Source organism: Zeimonas sediminis (genome assembly GCF_023721795.1).
Classification (GTDB): domain Bacteria; phylum Pseudomonadota; class Gammaproteobacteria; order Burkholderiales; family Burkholderiaceae_E; genus Zeimonas; species Zeimonas sediminis.
In genome coordinates this window covers 2,554,321-2,576,126 of the sequence record NZ_JAMQYE010000001.1, presented here as the reverse complement: position 1 = coordinate 2,576,126, position 21,806 = coordinate 2,554,321, and the positions used below count along the sequence as shown (strand labels likewise).

Annotated in this window: 22 protein-coding genes; 15 read left to right on the top strand and 7 right to left on the bottom strand. The window is 69.7% G+C overall.

Annotation, left to right across the window (positions count from 1 at the left end; genetic code table 11):
• Positions 1 to 97: 97 nt before the first annotated feature.
• On the top strand, positions 98 to 541 hold the full coding sequence (locus tag M6I34_RS12195) for a MarR family winged helix-turn-helix transcriptional regulator (RefSeq protein ID WP_272485945.1): 444 nt from the start codon (positions 98 to 100) through the stop codon (positions 539 to 541).
• On the opposite strand, the gene M6I34_RS12190 is transcribed toward M6I34_RS12195, so the two are convergent.
• Positions 522 to 1,670, bottom strand: a complete 1,149-nt coding sequence (locus M6I34_RS12190; RefSeq protein WP_272485944.1) for a substrate-binding domain-containing protein — start codon at positions 1,668 to 1,670, stop codon at positions 522 to 524. The two genes, M6I34_RS12195 and M6I34_RS12190, sit on opposite strands and share 20 nt — an antisense overlap.
• A 179-nt stretch (positions 1,671 to 1,849) precedes the next feature.
• On the opposite strand from M6I34_RS12190, the gene M6I34_RS12185 reads away from it, so the two are divergent.
• The 8 genes from M6I34_RS12185 (at position 1,850) to M6I34_RS12150 (ending at position 9,100) form a co-directional block, all read left to right on the top strand.
• On the top strand, positions 1,850 to 2,047 hold the full coding sequence (locus M6I34_RS12185; RefSeq protein ID WP_272485943.1) for a hypothetical protein: 198 nt from the start codon (positions 1,850 to 1,852) through the stop codon (positions 2,045 to 2,047).
• 1 nt (position 2,048) lies between these two features.
• Positions 2,049 to 3,443, top strand: coding sequence for an amidase (locus M6I34_RS12180; RefSeq protein ID WP_272485942.1), 1,395 nt, complete (start codon positions 2,049 to 2,051; stop codon positions 3,441 to 3,443).
• Between the two features lie 10 nt (positions 3,444 to 3,453).
• Complete coding sequence (locus M6I34_RS12175) at positions 3,454 to 4,332, top strand: nitrilase family protein (RefSeq protein WP_272485941.1); 879 nt, start codon at positions 3,454 to 3,456, stop codon at positions 4,330 to 4,332.
• Positions 4,333 to 4,432: 100 nt separating this feature from the next.
• Complete coding sequence (locus tag M6I34_RS12170) at positions 4,433 to 5,293, top strand: branched-chain amino acid ABC transporter permease (RefSeq protein ID WP_272485940.1); 861 nt, start codon at positions 4,433 to 4,435, stop codon at positions 5,291 to 5,293.
• A complete protein-coding gene (locus M6I34_RS12165) occupies positions 5,290 to 6,552 on the top strand; it encodes a substrate-binding protein (protein WP_272485939.1) in 1,263 nt (420 codons plus the stop codon). The genes M6I34_RS12170 and M6I34_RS12165 overlap by 4 nt, the downstream gene beginning before the upstream one ends.
• 78 nt (positions 6,553 to 6,630) lie before the next feature.
• On the top strand, positions 6,631 to 7,659 hold the full coding sequence (locus M6I34_RS12160) for a branched-chain amino acid ABC transporter permease (protein WP_272485938.1): 1,029 nt from the start codon (positions 6,631 to 6,633) through the stop codon (positions 7,657 to 7,659).
• Complete coding sequence (locus tag M6I34_RS12155; RefSeq protein ID WP_272485937.1) at positions 7,656 to 8,393, top strand: ABC transporter ATP-binding protein; 738 nt, start codon at positions 7,656 to 7,658, stop codon at positions 8,391 to 8,393. The genes M6I34_RS12160 and M6I34_RS12155 overlap by 4 nt, the downstream gene beginning before the upstream one ends.
• Before the next feature lie 5 nt (positions 8,394 to 8,398).
• Entirely contained in the window at positions 8,399 to 9,100 is a 702-nt protein-coding gene (locus M6I34_RS12150) for an ABC transporter ATP-binding protein (protein ID WP_272485936.1), read from the top strand.
• 13 nt (positions 9,101 to 9,113) lie between these two features.
• On the opposite strand, the gene M6I34_RS12145 is transcribed toward M6I34_RS12150, so the two are convergent.
• Together M6I34_RS12145 and M6I34_RS12140 are read right to left on the bottom strand one after the other, a co-directional pair.
• Positions 9,114 to 10,517 carry an amidase gene (locus M6I34_RS12145; protein ID WP_272485935.1) on the bottom strand — a complete coding sequence of 468 codons (1,404 nt, stop codon included), beginning with the start codon at positions 10,515 to 10,517 and terminating at the stop codon, positions 9,114 to 9,116.
• A gap of 135 nt (positions 10,518 to 10,652) precedes the next feature.
• Positions 10,653 to 11,687, bottom strand: coding sequence for an asparaginase (locus tag M6I34_RS12140; RefSeq protein ID WP_272485934.1), 1,035 nt, complete (start codon positions 11,685 to 11,687; stop codon positions 10,653 to 10,655).
• A 48-nt stretch (positions 11,688 to 11,735) separates the two neighbouring features.
• On the opposite strand from M6I34_RS12140, the gene can reads away from it, so the two are divergent.
• From can to M6I34_RS12115, 5 genes are read left to right on the top strand one after another with little or no spacing between them, the layout of a single operon-like run.
• Positions 11,736 to 12,380 carry a carbonate dehydratase gene (can, locus tag M6I34_RS12135; RefSeq protein WP_272485933.1) on the top strand — a complete coding sequence of 215 codons (645 nt, stop codon included), beginning with the start codon at positions 11,736 to 11,738 and terminating at the stop codon, positions 12,378 to 12,380.
• 46 nt (positions 12,381 to 12,426) lie between these two features.
• A complete protein-coding gene (locus tag M6I34_RS12130) occupies positions 12,427 to 13,668 on the top strand; it encodes a D-amino acid dehydrogenase (protein WP_272485932.1) in 1,242 nt (413 codons plus the stop codon).
• A gap of 32 nt (positions 13,669 to 13,700) precedes the next feature.
• A complete protein-coding gene (locus M6I34_RS12125) occupies positions 13,701 to 14,363 on the top strand; it encodes a flavin reductase family protein (RefSeq protein ID WP_272485931.1) in 663 nt (220 codons plus the stop codon).
• A gap of 44 nt (positions 14,364 to 14,407) precedes the next feature.
• Positions 14,408 to 14,992, top strand: a complete 585-nt coding sequence (locus M6I34_RS12120; RefSeq protein ID WP_272485930.1) for a restriction endonuclease — start codon at positions 14,408 to 14,410, stop codon at positions 14,990 to 14,992.
• Between the two features lie 51 nt (positions 14,993 to 15,043).
• Positions 15,044 to 16,384 (top strand): serine hydrolase domain-containing protein, encoded by a 1,341-nt coding sequence (locus tag M6I34_RS12115; RefSeq protein ID WP_272486675.1) that lies wholly within the window; start codon positions 15,044 to 15,046, stop codon positions 16,382 to 16,384.
• A 24-nt stretch (positions 16,385 to 16,408) separates the two neighbouring features.
• Here M6I34_RS12115 and M6I34_RS12110 read toward each other — a convergent pair whose 3' ends face one another.
• Genes M6I34_RS12110 through M6I34_RS12100 form a run of 3 tightly spaced genes read right to left on the bottom strand, consistent with a single transcriptional unit; the run spans position 16,409 to position 19,798 of the window.
• On the bottom strand, positions 16,409 to 17,140 hold the full coding sequence (locus tag M6I34_RS12110; protein ID WP_272485929.1) for a DUF3047 domain-containing protein: 732 nt from the start codon (positions 17,138 to 17,140) through the stop codon (positions 16,409 to 16,411).
• Positions 17,137 to 18,645: a phospholipase D family protein gene (locus M6I34_RS12105; RefSeq protein WP_272485928.1), complete on the bottom strand. Its 1,509-nt coding sequence runs from the start codon at positions 18,643 to 18,645 to the stop codon at positions 17,137 to 17,139. The genes M6I34_RS12110 and M6I34_RS12105 overlap by 4 nt, the downstream gene beginning before the upstream one ends.
• Before the next feature lie 34 nt (positions 18,646 to 18,679).
• Entirely contained in the window at positions 18,680 to 19,798 is a 1,119-nt protein-coding gene (locus M6I34_RS12100; RefSeq protein ID WP_272485927.1) for an alpha/beta hydrolase, read from the bottom strand.
• Between the two features lie 164 nt (positions 19,799 to 19,962).
• Between M6I34_RS12100 and M6I34_RS12095 the strand changes: the two genes are divergently transcribed.
• Positions 19,963 to 20,778 (top strand): c-type cytochrome, encoded by an 816-nt coding sequence (locus tag M6I34_RS12095; RefSeq protein WP_272485926.1) that lies wholly within the window; start codon positions 19,963 to 19,965, stop codon positions 20,776 to 20,778.
• A gap of 30 nt (positions 20,779 to 20,808) precedes the next feature.
• On the opposite strand, the gene M6I34_RS12090 is transcribed toward M6I34_RS12095, so the two are convergent.
• Positions 20,809 to 21,780 (bottom strand): quinone oxidoreductase family protein, encoded by a 972-nt coding sequence (locus M6I34_RS12090; protein ID WP_272485925.1) that lies wholly within the window; start codon positions 21,778 to 21,780, stop codon positions 20,809 to 20,811.
• Positions 21,781 to 21,806 lie beyond the last annotated feature (26 nt).

Sequence of the window (21,806 nt, the reverse complement as noted above, 5' to 3'; positions counted from 1 at the left end):
AAGGACCTCGGGAATTGCACCAGAACGGACGGGCAACTAGTTATACTTTCAACTATTGCACCGCAATAGCGCGGCTGCGACCCTGTACGACCCTATCATGTCCCGACGACGGAAAACGAAAGCCCAGGACGGCCCCTCGCTGCACAGCCTGCTGAGCCAGGCTGCCAGGCAGGCCACCTCCGAGCTGCGCCGAGTGGTGAGCGCCGAGGGCCTGCCCGTCGAGTTCTGGCGCGTGCTCGAGGTGCTTGCCGACGAGCGCGGGCGTTCGATGTCCGACCTTGCGCAGGCGGCCGGCATGCAGATGCCGGCGATGAGCAAGCTGGTCGACCGGATGACCGACGCAGCACTGATCCAGCGCTCGGCGGATCCCTCCGACCAGCGTCGGGTCATCCTGCACATTTCGGACTTCGGGCTTCAGAAGGTTCAGGCTCTGCGCGACGACGTGCGCGAGCATCGGGTCCGCCTCGAGCGCTCGTTCAGCCCCGACCAGGAAGCGCTCCTGCGGACGCTGTTGCGCGAATTCATCGAGGCGCACCGCTGAGACTGCAGATCGGCCTGATCCCGAGCCCCTCCACCATCCCCAGGAAGATCGGATTGCGGTCGGCCTCGTAAGCTCCGCGACGGTCGTCCCTGACTCCCGCAAGCGCCGCTGCCGCCCTCCGCGGGGCGGCGGCGCTCGCCTGCCGTTGCAGGTGCACGAATCCCTCGTAGACCGACTGCGACGCCGAGTTCAGGGCCGGCGCCCGCTCGCCGAACATCGCCCGGTAGCGCTCCTTGAACGCGCCATTCGGGTCGGAGTCGAGCGCAGCGAAATAGCCGGCAGCCACGTACATGCCGGCGGAACTGCCGGAGCCGATGCCGAGCACGGCATTCTCCTCGACGCAGGTGGACAGCCGCAGGATCCTGTCCCCCAGCCCTGCCTGTTCGAACTGGCGACACATGTGGACGGCATCGCCGGCGAGCAGGGACACGAGCACCACTTCGGCGCGACTCGCCGCGATGTCCTCGACGAGAGGCCCGTAGTCGCGCTCGCCCAGCGGCACGTAGCGCTCACGTACCACCTCTCCGCGGTTCGAGCGGATCCGAGGGATCGCGATCTGGTGCGTGCGACGCGGCCAGCTGTAGTCGTTGCCGAGCAGGTACCAGCGGCGGACCCGATGCCGTTCGGCGATCCAGTCGATGGCCGGGAGCAATTGCCGCCCCGGCGTTTCACCGATCGCGTGGACCCACTCCGGCAGGCCGTCGCCCTCGTAGAGAGGCGTGTAGATCAGCGGGACCCGCTCGTCGACGATCCCGGCCATTCGCCGGCACACTTCCGTATTGCTGAGCGCGACCAGCGCATCGAGTTGCTGCTCGTCGAGAAGCGCCTGCAGGTCCTCGTAGAGGGATGCGGACGATTCACTCGAATTCAGGATCGACAGCCGGATCTCGCGACCCTCGAGCCCGCCCTGCGCATTCCATAGATCGCGGGCGAGTCGCGCGCACGCGTAGGCCGCCGGGCCGAGCAGGCCCATCGTCCCCGACATCGGGATGGCCACGCCGACGTTGAATTCCCTGCCGCGTCGTGCGAGCGCGCTCCGCAAGGCCCGGCGGCCGAATGCTTCGCTCGGCTTCATTTCGGACCCCGCCCGCAAGCAGTCTTCAACTCGATGTCTCCTCGCGCGGCGCATCGATACGACGCGTTCGGTGCGCCCGCACCGGATCGGTGCTCCCCGACCCCGCTTTGTGCCCTGATGAAATCAGCATAGCGCCAAAGAACGAAAGCGCGAAACCGGGGCCCGTTGCAGTTGACGCTCTTCGATCCGGTGACGTACGATGATCTCATTAGTTTCCTGGGAAACATGAAGCCATGAAGACCCGAGTCCCTCCCGACGCCGAATTGCTCGAAGACGCCGCTCGCCTCGCGAACCTGCCTTTGACCCCGGAACGCGCAGCACAACTCGTGCCAGCCATGGACGGCGTGTTCCGGATGCTCGACGCCCTGGATCAGGGCGCGCTGGGCGAGACGGCTCCGGCCTTCGCCTACCGGGCGAAGTGGGAGGGCTGAGATGAGCGACGCACTCCGCCTGTCGCTGCGCGAGGCCGCGTCGGCCCTGCGCGAGCGCCGGCTGTCGCCGGTCGAATTGACCCGGATGGCTCTCGATCGAATCGCCATCGACGAACCGAAGCTGAACGCCTACGTTCGCCTGACCGAGGATCGCGCGATGGCTGCCGCCCGCCAGGCCGAACGCGAGATCCAGGCCGGGAACTGGCGCGGCGAGTTGCATGGCGTACCGGTCGCAGTCAAGGACCTTTACGACATGGCCGGCCTGCCCACCACCTGCAGTTCGAAGGTGCGGCACGACCATGTCGCCGACGCCGACTCCGCCTGCGTCGAGCGCCTCGAGCGCGCAGGCGCCGTCATCGTCGGCAAGACGCACACGCACGAGTTCGCGTACGGCATCGTCACGCCCACCACCGGCAATCCCTGGAACCCGGCCCACATCCCGGGCGGTTCCAGCGGCGGCTCCGGCGCCACCGTCGCGGCACGCGGCTGCTTCATGGCGATGGGCACCGACACCGGCGGCTCGATCCGGATCCCGGCTGCCGTATGCGGCACCGTCGGGCTCAAGCCCACGTACGGCCGCGTCAGCCGCTTCGGCATCGCGTCGCTGAGCTGGTCTCTGGACCACGCCGGGCCACTGACCCGAACCGTCGGCGACGCGGCGGTCACCCTCGCCGCCCTGGCCGGCTTCGACCCGCGCGACCCGGGCAGCGCCGACGTGCCGGTCAGCGACTACCTCGCTGAACTCGAGCTCGGAGTCCGGGGGTTGCGGATCGGCGTGCCGCGCAACTATTTCTTCGACCACGTCGACGCCGACGTCGAGCGCAACGTGCGCGACGCGATTGCCCGGTTGAAGGCCGAAGGCGCGGAGATCGTCGAGGTCGACATCCCGATGGCCGACCTCATCATGTCCGTCGAGTTCGGGCTGTGCATGCCCGAGGCGTCGGCCTACCACCACAAGATGCTGCGAGAGCGGCGCGACCTTTACGAGGAGGACGTTCGCACCTTCCTCGAGACCGGCGAGATGATCCCCGCCACCGACTACATCGCCGCCCTTCGCATGCGCACGCAGATGCAGGCGGCCTGGCGGCGGATGTTCGAGGGCCTCGACGCGATCATCGGTCCGGCCGTGCCGTCCCCAGCCACTCGACGCGACCAGCTGACCGTTCGGTGGCCGGACGGCACCGAGGAGCCCGTTGCACCGGTGTTCATCCGGTTGTCGGCCCCGGCCAACGTGGTCGGCCTGCCCTCGGTGGCCGTGCCTTGCGGCTTCAGCGGGAACGGCCTGCCCACAGCCTTCCAGGTCATCGGTCGCCCCTTCCAGGAAGCGCGAATCCTCCGGATCGCCCGCGCCTACGAGCGCACCGCAGACTGGGCTCGACGCGAGCCCTCACTCTGAGATGATCGACATGACCCACACGCCCGCCGAAAGCGCCGTACGCGTCGCCTGCATCCAGATGGAGCCGAAGGTCGGCGACCTTCAGTCGAACATCGCCGACAGCATCGCGCGGATAGACGCAGCGGCCGCGCAAGGCGCCCGACTGATGGTCCTGCCGGAACTGTGCAATTCGGGCTACGTGTTCGAAACGCGCGCGGAGGCGTTCTCGCTGGCCGAGGAGATCCCGAACGGACCCGCCAGCCGGGCGTGGATCGACGCCGCCAAGCGGCACGGCTGCTGGATCGTCGCGGGCATCGCGGAGCGGGTCGACCAGAAGCTCTTCAACTCGGCAGTGCTGATCGGGCCTGACGGCCATGTGGGCACTTTCCGCAAGATGCACCTGTGGGCCGCCGAGAACCTGTTCTTCGAGCCGGGCGACCTCGGCTTCCCCGTGTTCGCGACGCCGATCGGCCGCATCGGCATGCTGATCTGCTACGACGGCTGGTTCCCCGAAGCCTACCGGCTGTGCGCGCTGCAGGGCGCCGACATCGTCTGCGTGCCGACCAACTGGGTGCCGATTCCGGGCCAGGCCCCCGACCAGCCCGCGATGGCCAACGTGCTGGCAATGGCGGCCGCGCACAGCAACTCGATCTTCATCGCGGCGGCGGACAGGGTCGGCACCGAGCGGAACCAGCCGTTCCTCGGCCGTTCGCTGATCGTCTCCTACACCGGATGGCCGGTCGCGGGCCCCGCCAGCGACACGGCGCCGGAAACGATCGTCGCCGACCTGAACCTGTCGGAAGCCCGTCGCAAACGCAACTGGAACGACTTCAACCAGATCCTGCGGGACCGCCGCACCGACTGCTACGACGCGATGCTCGGCTCGGGCGTCCAACCCGGCTGGTTCTGAAACGCCGCTGCGACCGCTGCCGACCCGCTAGCCGAATGCGCATGCCCCATCCCGAGCGCCCTCCGTTGGTGCGGCACGGAACTTGCTGATCCCAGGCGCCATGATCGAGTTCATCGTCCGCTTCTCCTTCGACATCCTGGCGTTCACGTCGGTGATGGTGCTGATCGTGCTCGGGCTCGGGGTCATCGCGAGCATGATGGGCATCTTCAACTTCGCGCACGGCGAACTGGTGTTGCTCGGCGCGTATACGGTCTTCGTCGTCGAGCAGAGCGGCGCGAACATCTGGCTGGGCATCCTGGCCGCGCCGCTCGTCGTCGGCCTGTTCGGCGTGCTCCTCGAGCGAACGATCATTCGCCACTTCTATGAGTCGCCGGTCATCGCGATGCTCGGCACCTATGCGATCGGGCTGATCATCCGTGAGGTCATCCGTGGCCTGCTGGGCGGCCACTACCGCTCGGTGTCCGAACCGTGGCCCGGCGCCTGGACCGCGATGGGGCTCTCGTTCTCGATCTGGCGGACTTTCATCATCGGAACGACGATCGCCGTCATCGTCGGCAGCTGGCTGTTCCTGACACGCACCTCGTTCGGTCTTCGCATCCGGGGGTCCCTGGAGAACGCAATGCTCGCGCGGGCCTGCGGCATCTCCACCGACCGGCTCTACACGGCGACCTTCGCGTTCGGTGCAGCCCTGGCGGGGCTCGCGGGCGCGTTGATCGTGCCGCTCTACCAGTTGTCGGCCGACATGGGCCTGCGCTTCCTCGTACAGGGCTTCCTGTCGGTGATGCTGGGCGGTGTCGGCACCTTCGAAGGACCTGTTCTCGGCGCGGCAGCGATCGGCGCGCTCGCGGCAGGGCTTCCCTGGGCGGTGCTGCCGGTGCTGGCCGACCCGCTCGTGTTCGTGATCGCACTGGTGATCGTCAAGCTACGCCCACAGGGCTTCATCGCAGGAGCAAGAAAATGACGCACGAAAAGGTGGTCGGCGACGCCGCCGGCCCGACTCCCCGCAGCCGCCGCGGATTCCTGGTCGGCGCCTCGGCTCTGGCCGCGGCAGGCTGGACCGCCGGCGGCACCGGCAGCTGGTTCCTGCCCGCAGCCTGGGGCCAAGGCAAGAAGGCGATCAAGATGGGCATCGCGACGGACATCACGGGCCCGATCGCGCCGTCCGGCAACTCGAACTGGCAGGTGGCGCAACTGGCGGTCGAGCAGATCAACGCTGCGGGCGGCATCGCCGGCCGGCCGGTAGAGCTGTTTCTCGAAGACACCGCTTCCGACCCGAAGGCCGCCGTGGCCAATGTCCGCAAGTTGATCCAGCGAGACAAGGTCGACGTCGTTCTGGGCGGGATCACCTCGGCCATGCGGCAGGCGATCAAGGATCCGATCGTCAACCGCGGCAAGACGCTGTACATCTACCCGCAGCTCTACGAAGGACAGGAATGCACGCGGCACCTGTTCAACACCGGTCCGACGCCCGCGCAGCAGATCGACGAGCTGATCCCCTACATCATCAAGACCCTCGGCAAGAAGCGCTTCGCGATGCCGTCGGCCAACTACGTCTGGCCACAGCTTCTCAACAAGTACGCGCGCAGGGTCATCGAGGCGAACGGCGGCGAAGTGATCTTCGAGGAGTACTACCCCCTCGACCAGCCCGAGTACTCGGCGACGATCAACAAGATCCGCGACGGCAAGGTCGACTGCGTGTTCAACACGGTCATTCCGCCCGGCCTGCAGCCGTTCATGAAGCAGCTGTACGAGTCCGGCTTCCCGCAGAACGGCGGCGTCCAGGCCTGCGTGTACTTCGACGAGAACTCGCTGAACTACGTCCCGGCGCGCGAGCTCGAGGGGCTGTACTCGTGCCTCGACTTCTTCCACACGGTGGACGACGCCTACAGCAAGGAGCTCCTCGCCGCCTACGCGAAGAAGTTTCCCGACACGAAGTACCAGTTCACGGCGGGCAGCGCCTCGACCGGCATGTACCGCGGCATCCGCCTGTACGAGGCAGCGGTCATCGCTACCAAGGGCGACACCGCTCGCGACGCGGTCTCGGCGGCTCTGGACAAGGCGAAGATCGACAAGGGCCCGGGCGGGGGCGCGGAGATGGTGCCCGGCAAGATGCACGCGAAGATGAACATGTACATCGCGCAGTGCAAGAAGATCGACGGCGACAAGCTGCGCTGGGACGTGATCTCCAAGTTCAACATGGTCGACCCCAAGGAATGCTGACGCACTCCTGACCGGCGAGGCAGGCGGTCGGCCAGCGGCCGCCCGCCTGCCCGCGCAGACCCGGCCAGGCCACGCCCCATGACGACGCCCGCCTCATCATCCCCCGCCCGCATCGGCCGCGCCCTGCCGACAATCGAGACACTGGCGCTGCTGGCCGCGCTGGTAGCGCCCTTGCTGCTCGGCGAGAGCCCTGAGCTGATCACGCTCGCCACCAACATCCTGATCCTGTCCCTGCTCGCGATCAGCTTCGATCTCTGCTGGGGCTACTCTGGAATCATGAGCTTCGGGCAGGCATTGTTCTTCGGCGTCGCGGGCTACGTGATCGCGCTGGTGGGCCGCGACCTCGAGTTCAGCCACGCCTGGGGCACGCTGCCGCTCGCAATGGCCGTCGGGCTCCTCCTTTCCTTCCTGTTCGCCGCGTTCCTGCTGCTGGGCCGGCGCACGCCAACGGTCATCTTCGTCGCGCTCGGCACCCTGACAGGCGCCTACGCGGCCGAGCGCCTGGTTTCCGGCTGGCAGTACGTCGGGGCCGGCAACGGCCTGTCGTCGATCAAGCTGCTGCAATTCGGCGAGATCGAGCTGGTCGAAGGGCCCGCCTTCTATTACCTGGCCCTGGCGCTGTTGCTCGTCTGCTACCTCGCGGCGCGCTACATCGTTCGCTCGCAGTTCGGGCTGGTGCTGGCCGGGATGCGGCAGAACGAGGAGAGGCTCGCGTTCTTCGGCTACCGCGTCCAGGTTTTCAAGGCACTGATCTTTTCGCTGGCCGGCCTGCTGGCGGGCCTCGCCGGCGCGCTGTTCTCGTACCACCAAGGCTTCATCGGCCCGGGGAACATGGGCCCGGGGCTGTCGACGACCGCCGTCCTGTACGCCCTGTTCGGCGGCAGCGGGACACTGATAGGGCCCGTCGTCGGGACATTCCTGATCGAGACGATCAGTTACGTGCTCGCCGACCAGGACGCGATCAAGCAGTACTGGCCGGTGATCCTCGGTGTCGTGCTGCTGGTGGTGGTGGTCTTCAAGCCGAGTGGCATCCTCGGCTTCTTCGTATCGCGCCGCGAACGGATCGGCTCTTATGGCGGTCGCTCCGCGAAGGGGGGTCCGAGGTGAGCGAGCTTCTGGTCGTCAGCGACGTTCGCAAGAGGTTCGGCACGCTGCAGGCCCTGGACGGCGTCGACGTGACAGTGCGCGCAGGCACCTTCCACGGACTGATCGGACCCAACGGCTCGGGCAAGAGCACGCTGCTGAAGGCGATCGCCGGCGCGCATTTCCCGACCTCGGGTTCCATCACCTTCGCGGGCCACGACATCACCGCCGCGACGCCTTACGAGCGCTCGCGGCTGGGCATGAGCCTGAAGTTCCAGATCACCGCCGTGCTCGGCGAGCTCTCGGTGTACGACAACGTGCTGCTCGCGCTGCAGGCCGGCGAGAGCATCTGGTCGCTGATCCGCTCGCGCACCCGCCGCGCCATGCGCGACGAGGTGATGCACTCCCTCGAGCGGTTCCGGCTCGCCGACCGCGCCGACGAGCTCGCCGGGTCGCTCAGCCACGGCGAGCAGCAGTGGCTCGAGATCGCGATGGCGCTCGCGCCGCGCCCAAGGCTGCTGCTGCTGGACGAGCCGACCGGGGGCATGAGCCCCGAGGAGCGCCGCGTCACCGGCGAGCTGCTCGCGCCGATCAAGTCCGAGTGCGCGCTCGTCATCGTCGAGCACGACCTCGACTTCATACGCGACATCTGCGACGTGCTCACTGTCCTCGACCAGGGACGGGTCCTCGACACCGGAACGGTCGACGAGATCCAGCATTCGCAGAAGGTCCAGCAGGTCTACACGACTCGCGTCTGATCACGATGCCCGAAGCCCCAATCCTGAAGACCGACGCCCTGTGCTCCGGCTACGGCCGCAGCCAGGTACTGTTCGGGGTCTCGATCGACGTTCCCGCTCAGGGCGCGATCTGCGTGCTGGGCCGAAACGGCGCCGGCAAGACCACGCTGCTGAAGACGCTAGCGGGCGACCTGCCGACGATGTCCGGCTCGATCGAGTTCGATGGCCGGCGAATCGACGGCACCGCGATGGAGTCCCGCGCGCGAGCGGGCGTCGGCTACGTGCCCCAGGAGAACGCGGCCTTCTCGGGCCTTACGGTGAAGGAGAACCTGCAGCTGGGCGCGATCCGGCAGAAGGACAAGTCCGGCATCGACGAGGTCCTCGCCGTGTTTCCCAAGCTCGGCAAGCGGCTGCACCAGCCTGCCGGCACGCTGTCCGGCGGCGAGCGCAAGATGCTCGCGATCGGCCGCGCGATGCTCGGTCGCCCGCGGTTGCTGATGCTCGACGAACCCACGGAGGGCGTCTGGATCGGCGTGATCGAGGAGATCGCCGAGCAGCTCGAAAGGCTGGCGAAGACCATGTCGGTCATCCTGGTCGAGCAGCATGTCGAGCTCGCGCTGCGGGTCGCCCGCACCGCCTATGTGATGGACCGCGGCCGCATCGCGCTGCAGGGGCCGGTCGCGCAGGTCCGCGACGACCCGGAGCTGATCCGATACCTGTCGCCCTGACCGCGCGAGCCGTTCAGAGCGACGGGTGGCGACGGTGCCAGTCGGTCGCGCCCTGATAGGCGTGCGCGGCCCGCACGAGCAAGGCTTCGTCGAGATGCCGGCCCACGAGCTGGAAGCCGATCGGGAGCCCCTTCGGGTCGAAGCCGCCCGGGATCGTGATCGTGGGGCTTCCCGACATGTCGAAGGGCGCCGTGAAGCGCAGCACGTCGTCGATGCCGTTCGGCCGCTTGAACACGGCGTCGAGTTGATCGGCAGACGGGTTGCCGAACGGATGGACCGGCACCAGCAGCACGTCGACCTGGGCGAACAGCTTTCGCAACTGGCCCTTGAACACCAGGCGATCGTGATAGACGTGCATCAGGTCGAGCACGCCGAGCGCACGCCCCTGCTCGATGAGGTCGGCAAGCACCGGCCCGTACTCGGCCTTTCGGGCCGGGTAGTACTTCTCGTGAGCGACCGCCGTTTCGACGGCACAGAACTTCGCCCAGTCCTTGTACATCGGAACCGTCTTGTCGGGCATCGAGATCTCGACGAGCTTCGCACCGAGATCGGCGAGGACCTTTCGCGCGTCGTCGATGACCTTTGCCGTGTCCCGCTCGCAGACGTCGTAGACGTAGCGCGAATCGAGGCCGACGCGCAGCCCCCGGATTCCCTGTTCGATGCCGGCGAGGCAGTCCGGCACCGGCTCGTCGAGAGAAGTCGGATCATTCGGATCCGAGCCAGCCATCGCGGCGAACATCGCGCCCGCGTCGGCGGCCGAGCGAGTCATCGGGCCGAGGTGATCGAGGCTGTCGGCCAGCGCCTGCACGCCGTGGCGGCTTACCCGGCCCCATGTGGGCTTGAGGCCAGTGAGCCCGTTGGCCCCGGATGGAAAGCGGATCGAGCCGCCCGTATCGGTGCCGATCGCGCCATAGCAGAGGCCCGCCGCGACCGAAACGCCCGAGCCGCTCGAGGACACGCCGGGCCAGTGGTCGGGGTGCCAGGGGTTGACCGGCGCGACGACCTCCGGATGGTGCACCGAGAACGCGCCCTCGGTCATCTGGAGCTTGCCGAGCATGATCGCGCCAGCATCGAACAGCTTGCGCACGACCGTGCCGTCTTCCTTCGGAACGTAGTCCTTCAGGATCCTGGTTCCCCAGGTCGTCGGCACGCCCTTCGTTTCGCAGAGGTCCTTCAGGCCGACCGGCACGCCGTGCATAGGGCCCTTGAACTCGCCGCGTCCGAACTCGGCCTCCGCCTTGCGCGCCTGCTCGAGCGCGATGTCCGCAGTGACCCTGACGTAGCTGTGAAGCGTCGGCTCGAGGCGTTCGATGCGCTCCAGCATGGCCCGCGTGACCTCGACCGGCGACAGCTTGCGGGCACGATACGCGCTCGCGAGCTCGGTGATGTTGGCGAAGGGCAGGTCGTCGAGCGGCATTGTCGGACTCTCCTTGCATCGGGGCGGCGGTAGAGCCCCTATAAAGTTTCCCAGGAAACTGTCGGAGATCGTATTCCCCGGCCAGCTGCCGAGTCAAGCAGCCGCGATGCCGATTCGAGATGGCGCGCCGTCGCGCTACGGACGGCGCAGGGCCACCACCGGCCGCACCTCGCCCACCAGCAGCCCGCGCGCGTTGCGGATCTCCGGCCGCGCGATCGCGGCGAGCGCCGCGCGCCGGGCGTCGTCCATCAGGCCCAGCCGGTCGAGCACGGCGATCGCCGCGGCCACCGCGGCGCGCCCGTTGCCGTCCATGATCTTGACCGCGATGCCGATGCCCGCCGATCGCACCGCGATCGCCTGCACGCCGTCGGCGCCGGCCTTTGCGATCCAGTCGCCCGGCGCGGCGCGCATGATCGCGAGGTCCTGCCGCCCGGTGCCGGACACGAGCTCCGGGTGCGCGAGCATCGCGTCGGCCAGCTGGCCGAGCGCCGGCGCCAGCTCGCCCTCGCCCCGCGCGCCCTGCCCCAGGCGCGCGTAGCCCAGCGCCAGCGAGCGCAGCGGGATCGCGTGGTTGGGCGCCGAGCAACCGTCGATGCCCGAACGCATCGCGCCCGCCGGCACGTCGCAGGCCTCGGCGAGCCGCTGCCGGATCGCGCGTTGCAGCGGGTGGTCGAAATCGAGGTAGTCCTCCATCGGCGCGCCGTGCATCGCGCACCAGGCCAGGAAGCCGGCGTGCTTGCCCGAGCAGTTGTTGTCGATCTCGGTGAAGCGTTCGTCCGGCGCCGGCGTGGCGCCGCTCGCCGCGAAACGCAGCGGCACGTGGCAGCCGCAGCGAAGGCGGCCGGGCTCGACGCCGGCGCGATCCAGGATGCGCCGCACCGTTTCCACGTGCATCGGCTCGGCCGAGTGGCTCGAGCACATCAGCGCCAGCTCGCGCGCGCCGAAGCCGAAGCGTCCGGGCCCGCCGTCCAGCACGAAGGGCAGCGCCTGGAAGGGCTTGATCGTGGAGCGGGTGAAGGACAGGAAGTCGGGGTCGCCGGCGCTGGCCACCAGCCGCCCCGACGCGTCGACGACGGCCACCGATCCGGCGTGCCGGTTCTCGACGTGCTCGCCCTGCCCGGGCAGGCCGCCGCGGGTGGTCTCTACCAGGATTTCGTGCGCGAAGTTCATCGGCCGGGATTGTGATACAAAATCCCGAACGACCCATCCGAGCCTGCCGTGCGCGTCCTGCAAGAACTCTTCCGAAAGAACCGGTCCTGGGCCGCGCGGATCACCGAGCAGGACCCCGAGTTCTTCGCGAAGCTGTCGCGCCAGCAGTCGCCCCGCTACCTGTGGATTGGCTGCTCCGACAGCCGGGTGCCGGCCAACGAGATCGTCGGCCTGCCGCCGGGCGAGGTCTTCGTCCACCGCAACATCGCCAACGTGGTCGCGCACACCGACCTGAACTGCCTGTCGGTGATGCAATTCGCGATCGAGGTGCTGAAGGTCGAGCACATCATGGTCGTGGGCCACTACGGCTGCGGCGGCGTGCGGGCCGTGATCCGCCAGGATCGCGTCGGCCTGTCCGACAACTGGCTGCGCCACGTGCAGGACGTGCGCGAGCGGCATCCGGGGCGGATCCGTCCGCTGTACCACGAGTCGCACCAGGTCGACCGGCTCTGCGAGCTGAACGTGATCGAGCAGGTGCGCAACGTGTGCCGGACCACGATCGTGCGCGATGCCTGGGAGCGCGGCCAGTCGCTCACCGTGCACGGATGGGTGTACGGCCTGAAGGACGGCCTGCTTCGCGACCTCGGGGTGACTGCCGCCTCGCCCCGCGAGGCCGACGAGACCTACGAGGCGGCGCTCAGGGCGCTCGAATGAAGCGGCGTCGCTCGCTGCCGGCCTTGCCCGTCCGCCTGGAGCCGCGATGCGGGTGACCGTCCTGGGCGCCGGCGTGGTCGGCGTGGCCTCGGCCTGGTACCTGGCGCGCGCCGGTTTCGAGGTGACCGTCGTCGACCGGCAGTCGCAGCCGGCGGCCGAGACGAGCTTCGCCAACGGCGGCCAGATCTCGGTCAGCCACGCCGAGCCCTGGGCCAATCCGCAGGCGCCGCTGAAGGTGCTGAAGTGGCTCGCCCGGTCGGACGCCCCGCTGCTTTTCCGCCCGCGCGCCGACTGGCGCCAGTGGTGGTGGCTGGCCGGCTTCCTGCGCGAGTGCACCGCGGCGCGCACGCGCGAGAACATCCGGCGGCTGGTCGCGCTGGGCCTCTACAGCCGCGAGGCGCTGCGGGCGCTGCGCGAAGAGACCGGCATCGACTACCACGCGCAGGTCCGCGGCATCGTGCACTTCTACACCGACCCGGCCGAGTTCGAGGCCGCCCGCGAGCCGGCCCGGCTGATGACCGAGCTGGGCTGCGAGCGGCGCGTCGTGTCGGCCGCCGAGGCCGTGACGATCGAGCCGGCGCTCGCCTCGATCGGGCCCTCGCTGGTCGGCGCGACGTTCTCGCCGGGGGACGAGTCCGGCGACGCGCGGGTGTTCACCCGCGAGCTCGCGCGTCGCTGCGAGGCGCTAGGCGTGCGCTTCCTGTACGGCCACCACGTCACCGCACTGCGCGCCGCGGCCGGCGGCATCGACCATGCCGAGGCGATCGACGCCGGCGGCGGCTTCGTGCGGCTGGATTCGGACCGCTGGCTGCTTGCCGCCGGCAGCTGGAGCGCCCTGCTCGCCGCGCCGCTCGGCATCCGGCTCAACCTGTACCCGGCCAAGGGCTACTCGGTCACGATGCCGGTCGCCGACCCCGAAGCGGCCTGGCAGGCCTCGCTGACCGACGACTCGCACAAGCTGGTGTTCTCGCGGCTGGGCGAACGGCTGCGCATCGCCGGCACCGCCGAGCTGTCGGGCTGGGACCGATCGCTGAACCGCCGGCGCTGCGAGGCGATCCTCGCCCGCGTCCGGCAGCTGTTCCCGCGCGCCGGCGAGGCCGGCCGGGCCGAGTTCTGGAGCGGACTGCGGCCGGCCACGCCGTCGAACCTGCCGTATCTCGGCCCGACCCGCTATCCGAACCTGCACCTGAACACCGGCCACGGCACGCTTGGCTGGACGCTGGCCTGCGGATCGGGGCGGGTGGTTGCCGACATGGTCGCGGGACGAAGGCCCGAGATTTCTTGGTAACTTCGCGGATCCCACAACACACCCACCCGACCATGACCGACACCCCGAAGACGATCAGCCTCGCCACCGACGACCTCAAGCACGACGAGATGTACCTGCTGCTGCGCGACTCCATCACGCCGCGGCCGATCGCCTGGGTGTCCACGGTCGACACGCAGGGCCGCGCCAACCTCGCGCCCTACAGCTTCTTCAACGTGTGCAGCGCCCAGCCGCCGGTGATCGGCTTCGCGGTCGGCCCGCGGCCGAAGACCGCGGGCGCCGAGTACAAGGACACGCTGCAGAACATCCGGGACACCGGCGAGCTGGTGGTCAACATGGTTCCCGAGGCGCTGCTGCACGAAATGGTCAAGACCTCGGACAACCTGCCGCCGGGCGAGGACGAGTTCGCCCACGCGGGCCTCCAGGCCGTCGCCGGCGAATCGGTGCGCCCGCCCCGGGTGCTCGGCTCGCCGGTGGCCTTCGAGTGCGTGCTGCACCAGATCGTCGAGGTGGGCAACCACCACTGGGTGATGGGCCGCGTGGTGCGCACACACGTCGACGAGCGCCTCTACCTGGGCGAGTACAAGGGAATGAACCACCGGGTCGACCCGATGAAGATCGAGTCGCTGCGCCCGGTCGGCCGCCTCGGTCGCGCGTACTACCTGCGCATCCGCGACATCGAGACGGTGCTGCGACGCGACGGCCCGAACGACTGACGGACCGCGACAATGAAACCCGGAAACATCGAAGGACCGGCGCGATGAAGTGGAAGATGGCCGAGAACTCGCTGTTCGCGATCCTGCTGCGCTCGTCGTGGTGGATCAGCGCGGCGGTCGGCGTTGCCTTCGTGCTGGCGGCCCAGGCGATCCTGCCGGCGAAGTACTTCATCGTCGGCGCATTCGGCGCCCTGCCCTTCTTCTTGATCGCCGGCATCGCCGGCTGGCGGCAGTTCAAGGCGCCCAGCCCGAAGAAGGTGGCGCAGGCGCTCGAGGCGGCCGGCGCGATGTCCTGGGCCGAGTTCTCGTCGGTGCTCGAGGCCGGCCTGCGAAGCGACGGCTACACGGTCGAGAAGATCGACGGCGGCGCCGACTTCCTGACCGTGAAGGCCGGCCGCACCGCGGTGGTGGCGGCGCGCCGCTGGAAGGGCGCCAAGCTGGGGCTCGAGCCGCTGCGCGAGCTCGAGGCCGCGCGCCAGAAGCGCGATACGCACGATGCGGTGTTCGTGACGATCGGCGAGGTCACCGAGCGGGCGGCGCAGTTCGCGCGCGGCAACGGCATCCGGATGCTCGCCGGCGCCGACCTGGCGAAGCTGGTCGACGCTGGCAGGCTCGGCGTCAGGCACTGACCCCGGCCGGCGACGGATCCGGGAATCGATTGGACGGAGGCCGAAATGCTGATGATTGGAATGCCGAGAACCTGGCGGTCGGTCGCGAGCTCGATCGCGTTCGCGTCCTGCGCGAGCCTTGGCGGCCTTGCGGGCGGCGCCAGCGCGTCGCAGTTTCCGGACGCCCGGGCCAGCGACCCGGCCGAAATGGGCTGGATGGTCGGCTCGCCGCCGCCGCCGGACCGCACGGTGCGATTCGAGGACGGCTCCTATTTCCACTTTCCGGCGATGCGCTGGAGCGTGTCGAACTTCCGGCAGCTGATGCCCACGGTGAACGTGTCGCGCGGGCTCGGACCCGCGGCGCCACTGCCCCGAGCGCTGCGCGACGAGATCGACGGCCTGCGCTTCACGCCGCTCGGGTCGGACCGCACGATGAGCTGGGCGGAATCGCTGCTGGCCAACTACACCGACGGCGTCGTCGTGCTGCACCGCGGGCGCATCGTCTACGAGCGCTACTTCGGCGTGCTGAAGCCCGACGGCCAGCACGGCGCGATGTCGGTGACCAAGTCCTTCGTCGGCACGCTCGCGGCGATGCTCGTCGCCGAGGGCAAGCTCGACCCGGAGCGTCGGGTGGCCGACTACGTGCCCGAGCTCGCCAGATCGGCGTTCGGCAGCGCGACGGTCAGGCAGGTGATGGACATGACCACAGGGATCCGGTTCAGCGAGGACTACGCCGATCCGAAGGCCGAGGTCTGGGCCCATGCGGCGGCCGGCAGCCCGCTCCCGAAGCCCAAGGGCTACACCGGGCCACGCAGCTACTACGAGTTCCTGCAGACCGTGCAGCCGCAAGGCGCGCACGGCGAGGCCTTCGCCTATCGAACGGCCAACACCGATGCGCTGGGCTGGATCGTCGCGCGCGCCAGCGGGCGCTCGGTGGCGCACCTGCTCTCCGAGCGAATCTGGAGCAAGCTGGGCGCCGAGCAGGACGCCTACATGACGGTGGACTCGATAGGCACGCCCTTCGCCGGCGGCGGGCTCAATACCGGCTTGCGCGACCTGGCCCGCTTCGGCGAGATGATCCGGAACAACGGGCGCTTCAACGGCCAGCAGATCATCCCCGCCTCGGCCGTCGGTGACATCCGGCGCGGTGGCCGGGAGGAGGACTTCGCCAAGGCCGGCTACCGGCTGCTTCCCGGCTGGACCTACCGCAACATGTGGTGGATCACGCACAACGAGCACGGCGCCTTCGCGGCGCGCGGCGTGCACGGGCAGGCCCTCTACATCGACCCGACGGCCGAGATGGTGATCGCGCGCTACGCCTCGCACCCGGTCGCGGGCAATGCGGCCAACGACCCGACCTCGCTGCCCGCCTTCCACGCGCTGGCCAGGCACCTGATGGGCACGCCCCGCTGACCTCGCGTCCGCGCTCGACCCCGGTCAGCGCGGGACGAAACGGATCGGCCCGTAGCGCGCGCGGGCCCGGCTGGCCGTGTTGTCGCTGTCGGTCATGACCCCGTAGGCGATCAACCGGCCGGGCAACTCGCCGAAGGCTCGCTCGAAGTCGCGCACCAGGTCCCGCCGCAGCGAATGCCAGCCGCCCGGGCCGCCGGGGTCGGTCGAGGCGACGATCATCTGAACGCGACGGGTGTGGGGATTGGGCACGATGGTTCCAACGGCCGCCTGTGGCGAGGACACGTACATCAGCGTCGCGTAGGGCAGGTCGCGACCCGATAGCGATCGCGCCACCCGCATGACGGCGCGATCCTGGAACGGCAGCCGCGACCTGTCGCCGTCGAACACGAAGACGACCCGCGCGGCGGCGTCCTCCCTGGCGGCGATCGAATTGTCCGCGCCGGTCGGGTGCTCGTCGAGCCGCCACCGCCAGGTCACGACGGGAGCCCGTTCGAGATCGACATCGGCCGCGCGCATGACCAGGCTCACCGCGCCCCGCGCGTCTGCCGCCAGCACGATCTCGCCCTCGTGGCGGGCGACCTCGTAGCGGGTTGGGGTCTTGCGCGCGTTCAGCGGAACGTGCTGCCAGGCCCCGCCCGGCTCGCCACCGGGCTCGCCGCCCCAGTAGCCCGCCGCCGCCGCCCCCGACATCAAGCCCGCGCAGGACATCGCGATCACCAGCCTCGAGAATGCGATTTGCCGGGTACCAGGCCTCATAGAAGCTCCTCGATCGCCAGCCAGGACATGAAACGGGTCTTCAGCCGAAGCCACAGGCTGGCGCCGGGCTCGGATTCGAGCACTTCCCTGCCGTCGGCGCCGCCGCGCCAGCGCAGCGCGCCACCGTCGATCTCCAGCCGATAGGCCGACTCGCCCAGCGCGCGCCGGATCCCGGACGCGATGGCCTCGCCCATCTCCGCGCTCTCGAACACGATGCCGTTCTCGGTATTGAGCGCCACCGAGCGCGGATCGATGTTCATGGAGCCGATGAACGTGACGCGGCGATCGATGACCATCAACTTTGCGTGGAGGCTGACCCTCGAAGAGCCAGGTCGCCGCGGGTTGCGGGCCGCGGTCTCCTGCGCATCCGCACGGATCTCGTACAGTTCGACGCCGCCCTCGAGCAGCGGCTTCCGGTAGCGGGCGTAGCCGCCATGCACCGCCGGCACGTCGGTTGCCGCCAGGGAGTTGGTCACGGCCACGACCCGTACACCGCGCGAGCGGAAGCCACGGAGCTGCTCCACCCCACCCGCTCCCGGCACGAAATAGGCCGACACAAGCAGGAGCTCCGACCCGGGCTCGGCGACCACCGCCGCGATCTGCCGGCCCAGGCCCGGTCGGGCGTCGCGGCTGGCCGTCGGATCCACCTTCTCGGGGAAGTCGTACAGCGCGAGCGCGCGACCGGCCTGGAAGGGAAGGGTTCCGCCGTCCAGGCGCTGCGCGAAGCCGGTGCTCGCGACGGACTCGTGCAGCGCTTCGTCGATCTGCCGTTCCGGCGCGGGGGCCGTCGCGTCGCCGGGAGCGACCGGGACCGCATCGACGCTGTTCCAGTAGGCGTCGAAGCCCTTCGAGACCTGGCGCACGACCGGCCCGAGCGCAAGCGCGTCCACGTCGCTGAACACGAACTCGCGGCGCGACTCGAAGTACTCGTCGCCGACGTTGCGGCCGCCGACGATCGCCGCCTGGTTGTCGGCGACCAGCGCCTTGTTGTGCATGCGGCGGTTGCCGCGCTCGAAGTCGAGCAGCATCCCGAGCGTGAGCGCCCAGCGCAGCGGCAACGGATTGAACAGGCGAACCTCGACGTTCGGGTGCGCGGCCAGCAGGCCGAGTTCCGCCTCGGTGGGACGCGAGCCCCAGTCGTCGAGCAGGAGGCGAACACGCACGCCCCGCTCCGCCGCCCGCCTCAGCGCAGTCGCCATCAGCTGGCCGCTGGCATCGGCACGCCAGATGTAGTACTGGACGTCGACGCTGCGCTGCGCGCGCTCGATCAGGGCCAGGCGCGCCGCCAGCGCCTCCTTGCCGCCCCGCAGCAGGTGCAGGGCCGAGTGATCGGCCGGGCTTCCCGCCAGCTCGCGCGAGGCTATCCTCGCCAGCGGCGTGTCGTCCGTGGCTGCGACCGCGAAGCTCGGCACCCGCTCCGCGGCGGGAAGCCGGTGGGCGCAGCCGGCCAGGCCGGCCGACAGCGCGAGAACGAACAGCAGGTTGGCGATCGGCTGTCGGGACATGGTTTCTCGCGGTCGAGCGCTGCGTCCCGGGCGCTCAGCCCGCCGTGGCAGAGGCCAGGAACCCGAGCAGCAGCCGCGCCGTCTCCTCCGGCTGCTCCTGCTGCACCCAGTGGCCGGCGCCGTCGACCAGATGGCAGCCGAGCATCCGGGTGCAAGCCTTGCGCTGCATCGCCTCGAGCGCGCCGGGCCGCTGGTGGATGCCCCAGTCGGCCGCCCCGGCGATGAAACACGAAGGCACGTCGATCGTGCGGCCGGCGAACAGCGAGAGCTCGGCGTTGAAGCGGTCCGACGTGCCGCAGCGGTACCACTGCAGCCCGCCCTGGAAGCCGGTGCGCGCGTACTCGCCGCTGTAGACGCGAAGCTCGTCGTCGGGCAGCCAGCGGCAGGCGGCGATCGCCGCGGGCGACGGCATCTCCGGGGCCACGGTCTCGGCCATGCCCCGGTCGAGCGGCATCACGTAGTAGTCGGGCAGCTTCGCGAGCTCCTCGGCGGTCCAGGCCGCGAGCGGATGGGGCCGGTTGCCGGGCCAGTCGGCGCTCTTGAAGTGGTAGTAGGCGCGCAGGAAGTCGTGCACCCCCTGCGGGCAGCGCCACATGTCGTCGTTGGCCTCGCGCGTGGAGTAGTACCACTGGTAGTGCCGGCGCGGCGGGTCGAGCGCGGCGAGCGCCTCGTGGATCGCGTTGCCGGCCGGCACGAAGGGCAGGGCGGGCGGGCCGGAGAAGGGCGCGCTCATCATCGCGACCGCGGGAAAGACGTCGGGCCGGATCAGCGCGCACCAGGCCGCCACCGGCGAGCCGAAGTCGTGGCCGATCACCGCGGCCACCGAGCGATACCCGAGCGCGAAGACCAGCGCCAGCGCGTCGCGCACCAGCGAAGGCATCGAGAACGGCGCCAGGTCGCCGTCGTAGTCCGGATCCCAGCCGGTGGTGCGACCGTAACCGCGCTGGTCGGGCGCCACAACGTGATAGCCCGCCTGGGCGAGCGCCGGCATCACCTTGCGCCAGCTGTACGCGAGCTCGGGGAAGCCGTGCAGCAGCAACAGCAGCGGGCGGCCGGGCGTCTCGTGGCCGGCCTCGAGCACGTGCATGTCGAGCCCGTTGATGCCGGGGAGATGGCGGGAGCGGATGCCGGGGGGAAGAGGAAGGGGAATCATGGCCAGGAGATCGTAAGGGACGGACGGCGGCCCATCAACCTGGAAGCGCGACCGGCGGGCGGCATCGGCGCGCCCCGCGCGTCGCCGTGCGCCCCCCCCCGCGGCGTGGACAGGGGGCGCCCGCAGGTCTAAGGTGAGCAATCGACGGCAAGGAGGCGACCATCATGAGCAGCATGAAGATGGTTCTCGCGCTGTGCGCGGCGCTCGCCGCGGCCGCACCCGCGGGCGTTCACGCACAGGCCTGCAGCGAAGCCGGCTGGCAGGGCCGGCAAGTCGACCCGGTCGCGCAGGGAGGCCGGCTCTACGACAAGTGGTGGACGGTCTGCGGGCTCGACGAGCCCGCCGATACCCACCCGTCCTACCCCGCGGCGGGCAAGCAGAAGGGCGCAGTCACCTGGCGCTGCAAGGAGTGCCATGGCTGGGATTACCTCGGCAAGGACGGCGCCTACCGCAAGGGCTCGCACTACACCGGCATCGCGGGCCTGGAGCGACGTGCCGGCACCGATCCGGCCGGGATCGTGTCGATCCTGAAGGACCCGACCCACCGCTACGGCGAGCGACTGCCCGACGAGGCGCTCCTGCGGCTCGCCTGGTTCGTCAGCGGCGGCATGATCGACAGCCGCGGGCGGATCGACCCGGCCACGAAGCAGGTGCTCGGCGACCCGGTCGGCGGCAGGTGGCTCTACGGGCACAACTGCATCGCCTGCCACGGGGCCGACGGCCAGGCGATGAACTTCGGCAGCGCGAGCGAGCCCGAGTACCTCGGGACGGTGGCCTCGGAGAACCCGTGGGAGGCGCTGCACAAGTTGCGCAACGGCCACCCCGGCGCGGTCATGGACCGGGAGCGGATGCGCGAGGCGCGCATCCGCATGCATCACCACATGATCGCCGGGCAGCCGATGCCGCCGATGCGAATGGTGCTCTCCGTCGACCAGCAGTTCGACCTGCTGCGCTTCCTGCAGACGCTGCCCGCGGAGTGAACCGCGGGGTGGCCTGCGCACCCGCGGAGATCAGGGCATCGTGACCACGATCTTCCCGAAGTGCTCGTTCGCCCGCATCATCGCGAACGCGTCGCCGAGCCGCTCGAACGGGAAGCTCGCCGAGATCGGCAGCGCGAGCGAACCGTCGGCCGCGCCCTGCGCCAGGTCGGCCCAGGTCTTGCGGCACTCCTCGCGGATCTCCTGCACGCTGCGGGTGCGGTGGGTCACGCCGATGTAGTCGATCCGCTTGAGCGCGTGCAGGTCGAAGTCGAACTCGGCGCGAGAGCCGGCCAGCCGGCCCACGTTGACGATCCTGCCGAGCACCGCAGCGGCCTTCATGCTGGCGTTCACCGTGTCGCCCGACAGCTGGTCGATCACCAGGTCCACGCCCTTGCCGCCGGTGGCCTTCAGCACCTGCTCGGGCCAGGCCGGGTCCGAGGTGTCGACCGCCAGGTCGGCGCCGAACTCGCCCAGCCGCGCGCGCCGCCCGGCGTGAGTCGAGGTGCCGACGACGAAGCCGGCGCCCATCTTCTTCGCGATCAGCATCGCCATCAGGCCCACGCCCGACGACGCGCCCATCACCAGCACCGACTCGCCCGGTTTCAGCCGGCCGTTGACCACCACCGCGTCGTGCATCGTCTGCAGCGCGACCGGCAGCGTGACGGCCCGCTCGAAATCCATGCCCTCCGGGATCGGGTAGACGCGCCCGTGGTCGGCGGTCGTGTACTCGGCGGCCGCCGCCGCGCTGGAGCCCATGATCCGGTCGCCGGCCTTCACGTTCCTCACGTTGGCGCCGACCTCGACCGCCTCGCCGGCCCACTCCATGCACAGCACGGTGCCGCTGCCGCCGATGCTGCCGTGCATGTGCCCGGCGAGCACGCCCAGGTCCGCGCGGTTCAGCGCGATCGCGCGCACGCGGACCAGCACGTCGTCGGGGCCCGGGGCTGGGCGGGGGCGCTCGACGAAGGCGAGGCCGTGGTCGTCTCGGATGGCGGCTTTCATCGGGGTGCTCATGGTTCTCCTCGCTT

Excerpts from the sequence above, each read along its gene's own strand:
- M6I34_RS12195 (WP_272485945.1), top strand. The coding sequence starts at position 98 with ATGTCCCGACGACGGAAAACGAAAGCCCAGGACGGCCCCTCGCTGCAC.
- M6I34_RS12190 (WP_272485944.1), bottom strand. The coding sequence starts at position 1,670 with ATGCGCCGCGCGAGGAGACATCGAGTTGAAGACTGCTTGCGGGCGGGG.
- M6I34_RS12185 (WP_272485943.1), top strand. The coding sequence starts at position 1,850 with ATGAAGACCCGAGTCCCTCCCGACGCCGAATTGCTCGAAGACGCCGCT.
- M6I34_RS12180 (WP_272485942.1), top strand. The coding sequence starts at position 2,049 with ATGAGCGACGCACTCCGCCTGTCGCTGCGCGAGGCCGCGTCGGCCCTG.
- M6I34_RS12175 (WP_272485941.1), top strand. The coding sequence starts at position 3,454 with ATGACCCACACGCCCGCCGAAAGCGCCGTACGCGTCGCCTGCATCCAG.
- M6I34_RS12170 (WP_272485940.1), top strand. The coding sequence starts at position 4,433 with ATGATCGAGTTCATCGTCCGCTTCTCCTTCGACATCCTGGCGTTCACG.
- M6I34_RS12165 (WP_272485939.1), top strand. The coding sequence starts at position 5,290 with ATGACGCACGAAAAGGTGGTCGGCGACGCCGCCGGCCCGACTCCCCGC.
- M6I34_RS12160 (WP_272485938.1), top strand. The coding sequence starts at position 6,631 with ATGACGACGCCCGCCTCATCATCCCCCGCCCGCATCGGCCGCGCCCTG.
- M6I34_RS12150 (WP_272485936.1), top strand. The coding sequence starts at position 8,399 with ATGCCCGAAGCCCCAATCCTGAAGACCGACGCCCTGTGCTCCGGCTAC.
- M6I34_RS12145 (WP_272485935.1), bottom strand. The coding sequence starts at position 10,517 with ATGCCGCTCGACGACCTGCCCTTCGCCAACATCACCGAGCTCGCGAGC.
- M6I34_RS12140 (WP_272485934.1), bottom strand. The coding sequence starts at position 11,687 with ATGAACTTCGCGCACGAAATCCTGGTAGAGACCACCCGCGGCGGCCTG.
- M6I34_RS12130 (WP_272485932.1), top strand. The coding sequence starts at position 12,427 with ATGCGGGTGACCGTCCTGGGCGCCGGCGTGGTCGGCGTGGCCTCGGCC.
- M6I34_RS12125 (WP_272485931.1), top strand. The coding sequence starts at position 13,701 with ATGACCGACACCCCGAAGACGATCAGCCTCGCCACCGACGACCTCAAG.
- M6I34_RS12120 (WP_272485930.1), top strand. The coding sequence starts at position 14,408 with ATGAAGTGGAAGATGGCCGAGAACTCGCTGTTCGCGATCCTGCTGCGC.
- M6I34_RS12115 (WP_272486675.1), top strand. The coding sequence starts at position 15,044 with ATGATTGGAATGCCGAGAACCTGGCGGTCGGTCGCGAGCTCGATCGCG.
- M6I34_RS12110 (WP_272485929.1), bottom strand. The coding sequence starts at position 17,140 with ATGAGGCCTGGTACCCGGCAAATCGCATTCTCGAGGCTGGTGATCGCG.
- M6I34_RS12105 (WP_272485928.1), bottom strand. The coding sequence starts at position 18,645 with ATGTCCCGACAGCCGATCGCCAACCTGCTGTTCGTTCTCGCGCTGTCG.
- M6I34_RS12100 (WP_272485927.1), bottom strand. The coding sequence starts at position 19,798 with ATGATTCCCCTTCCTCTTCCCCCCGGCATCCGCTCCCGCCATCTCCCC.
- M6I34_RS12095 (WP_272485926.1), top strand. The coding sequence starts at position 19,963 with ATGAGCAGCATGAAGATGGTTCTCGCGCTGTGCGCGGCGCTCGCCGCG.
- M6I34_RS12090 (WP_272485925.1), bottom strand. The coding sequence starts at position 21,780 with ATGAAAGCCGCCATCCGAGACGACCACGGCCTCGCCTTCGTCGAGCGC.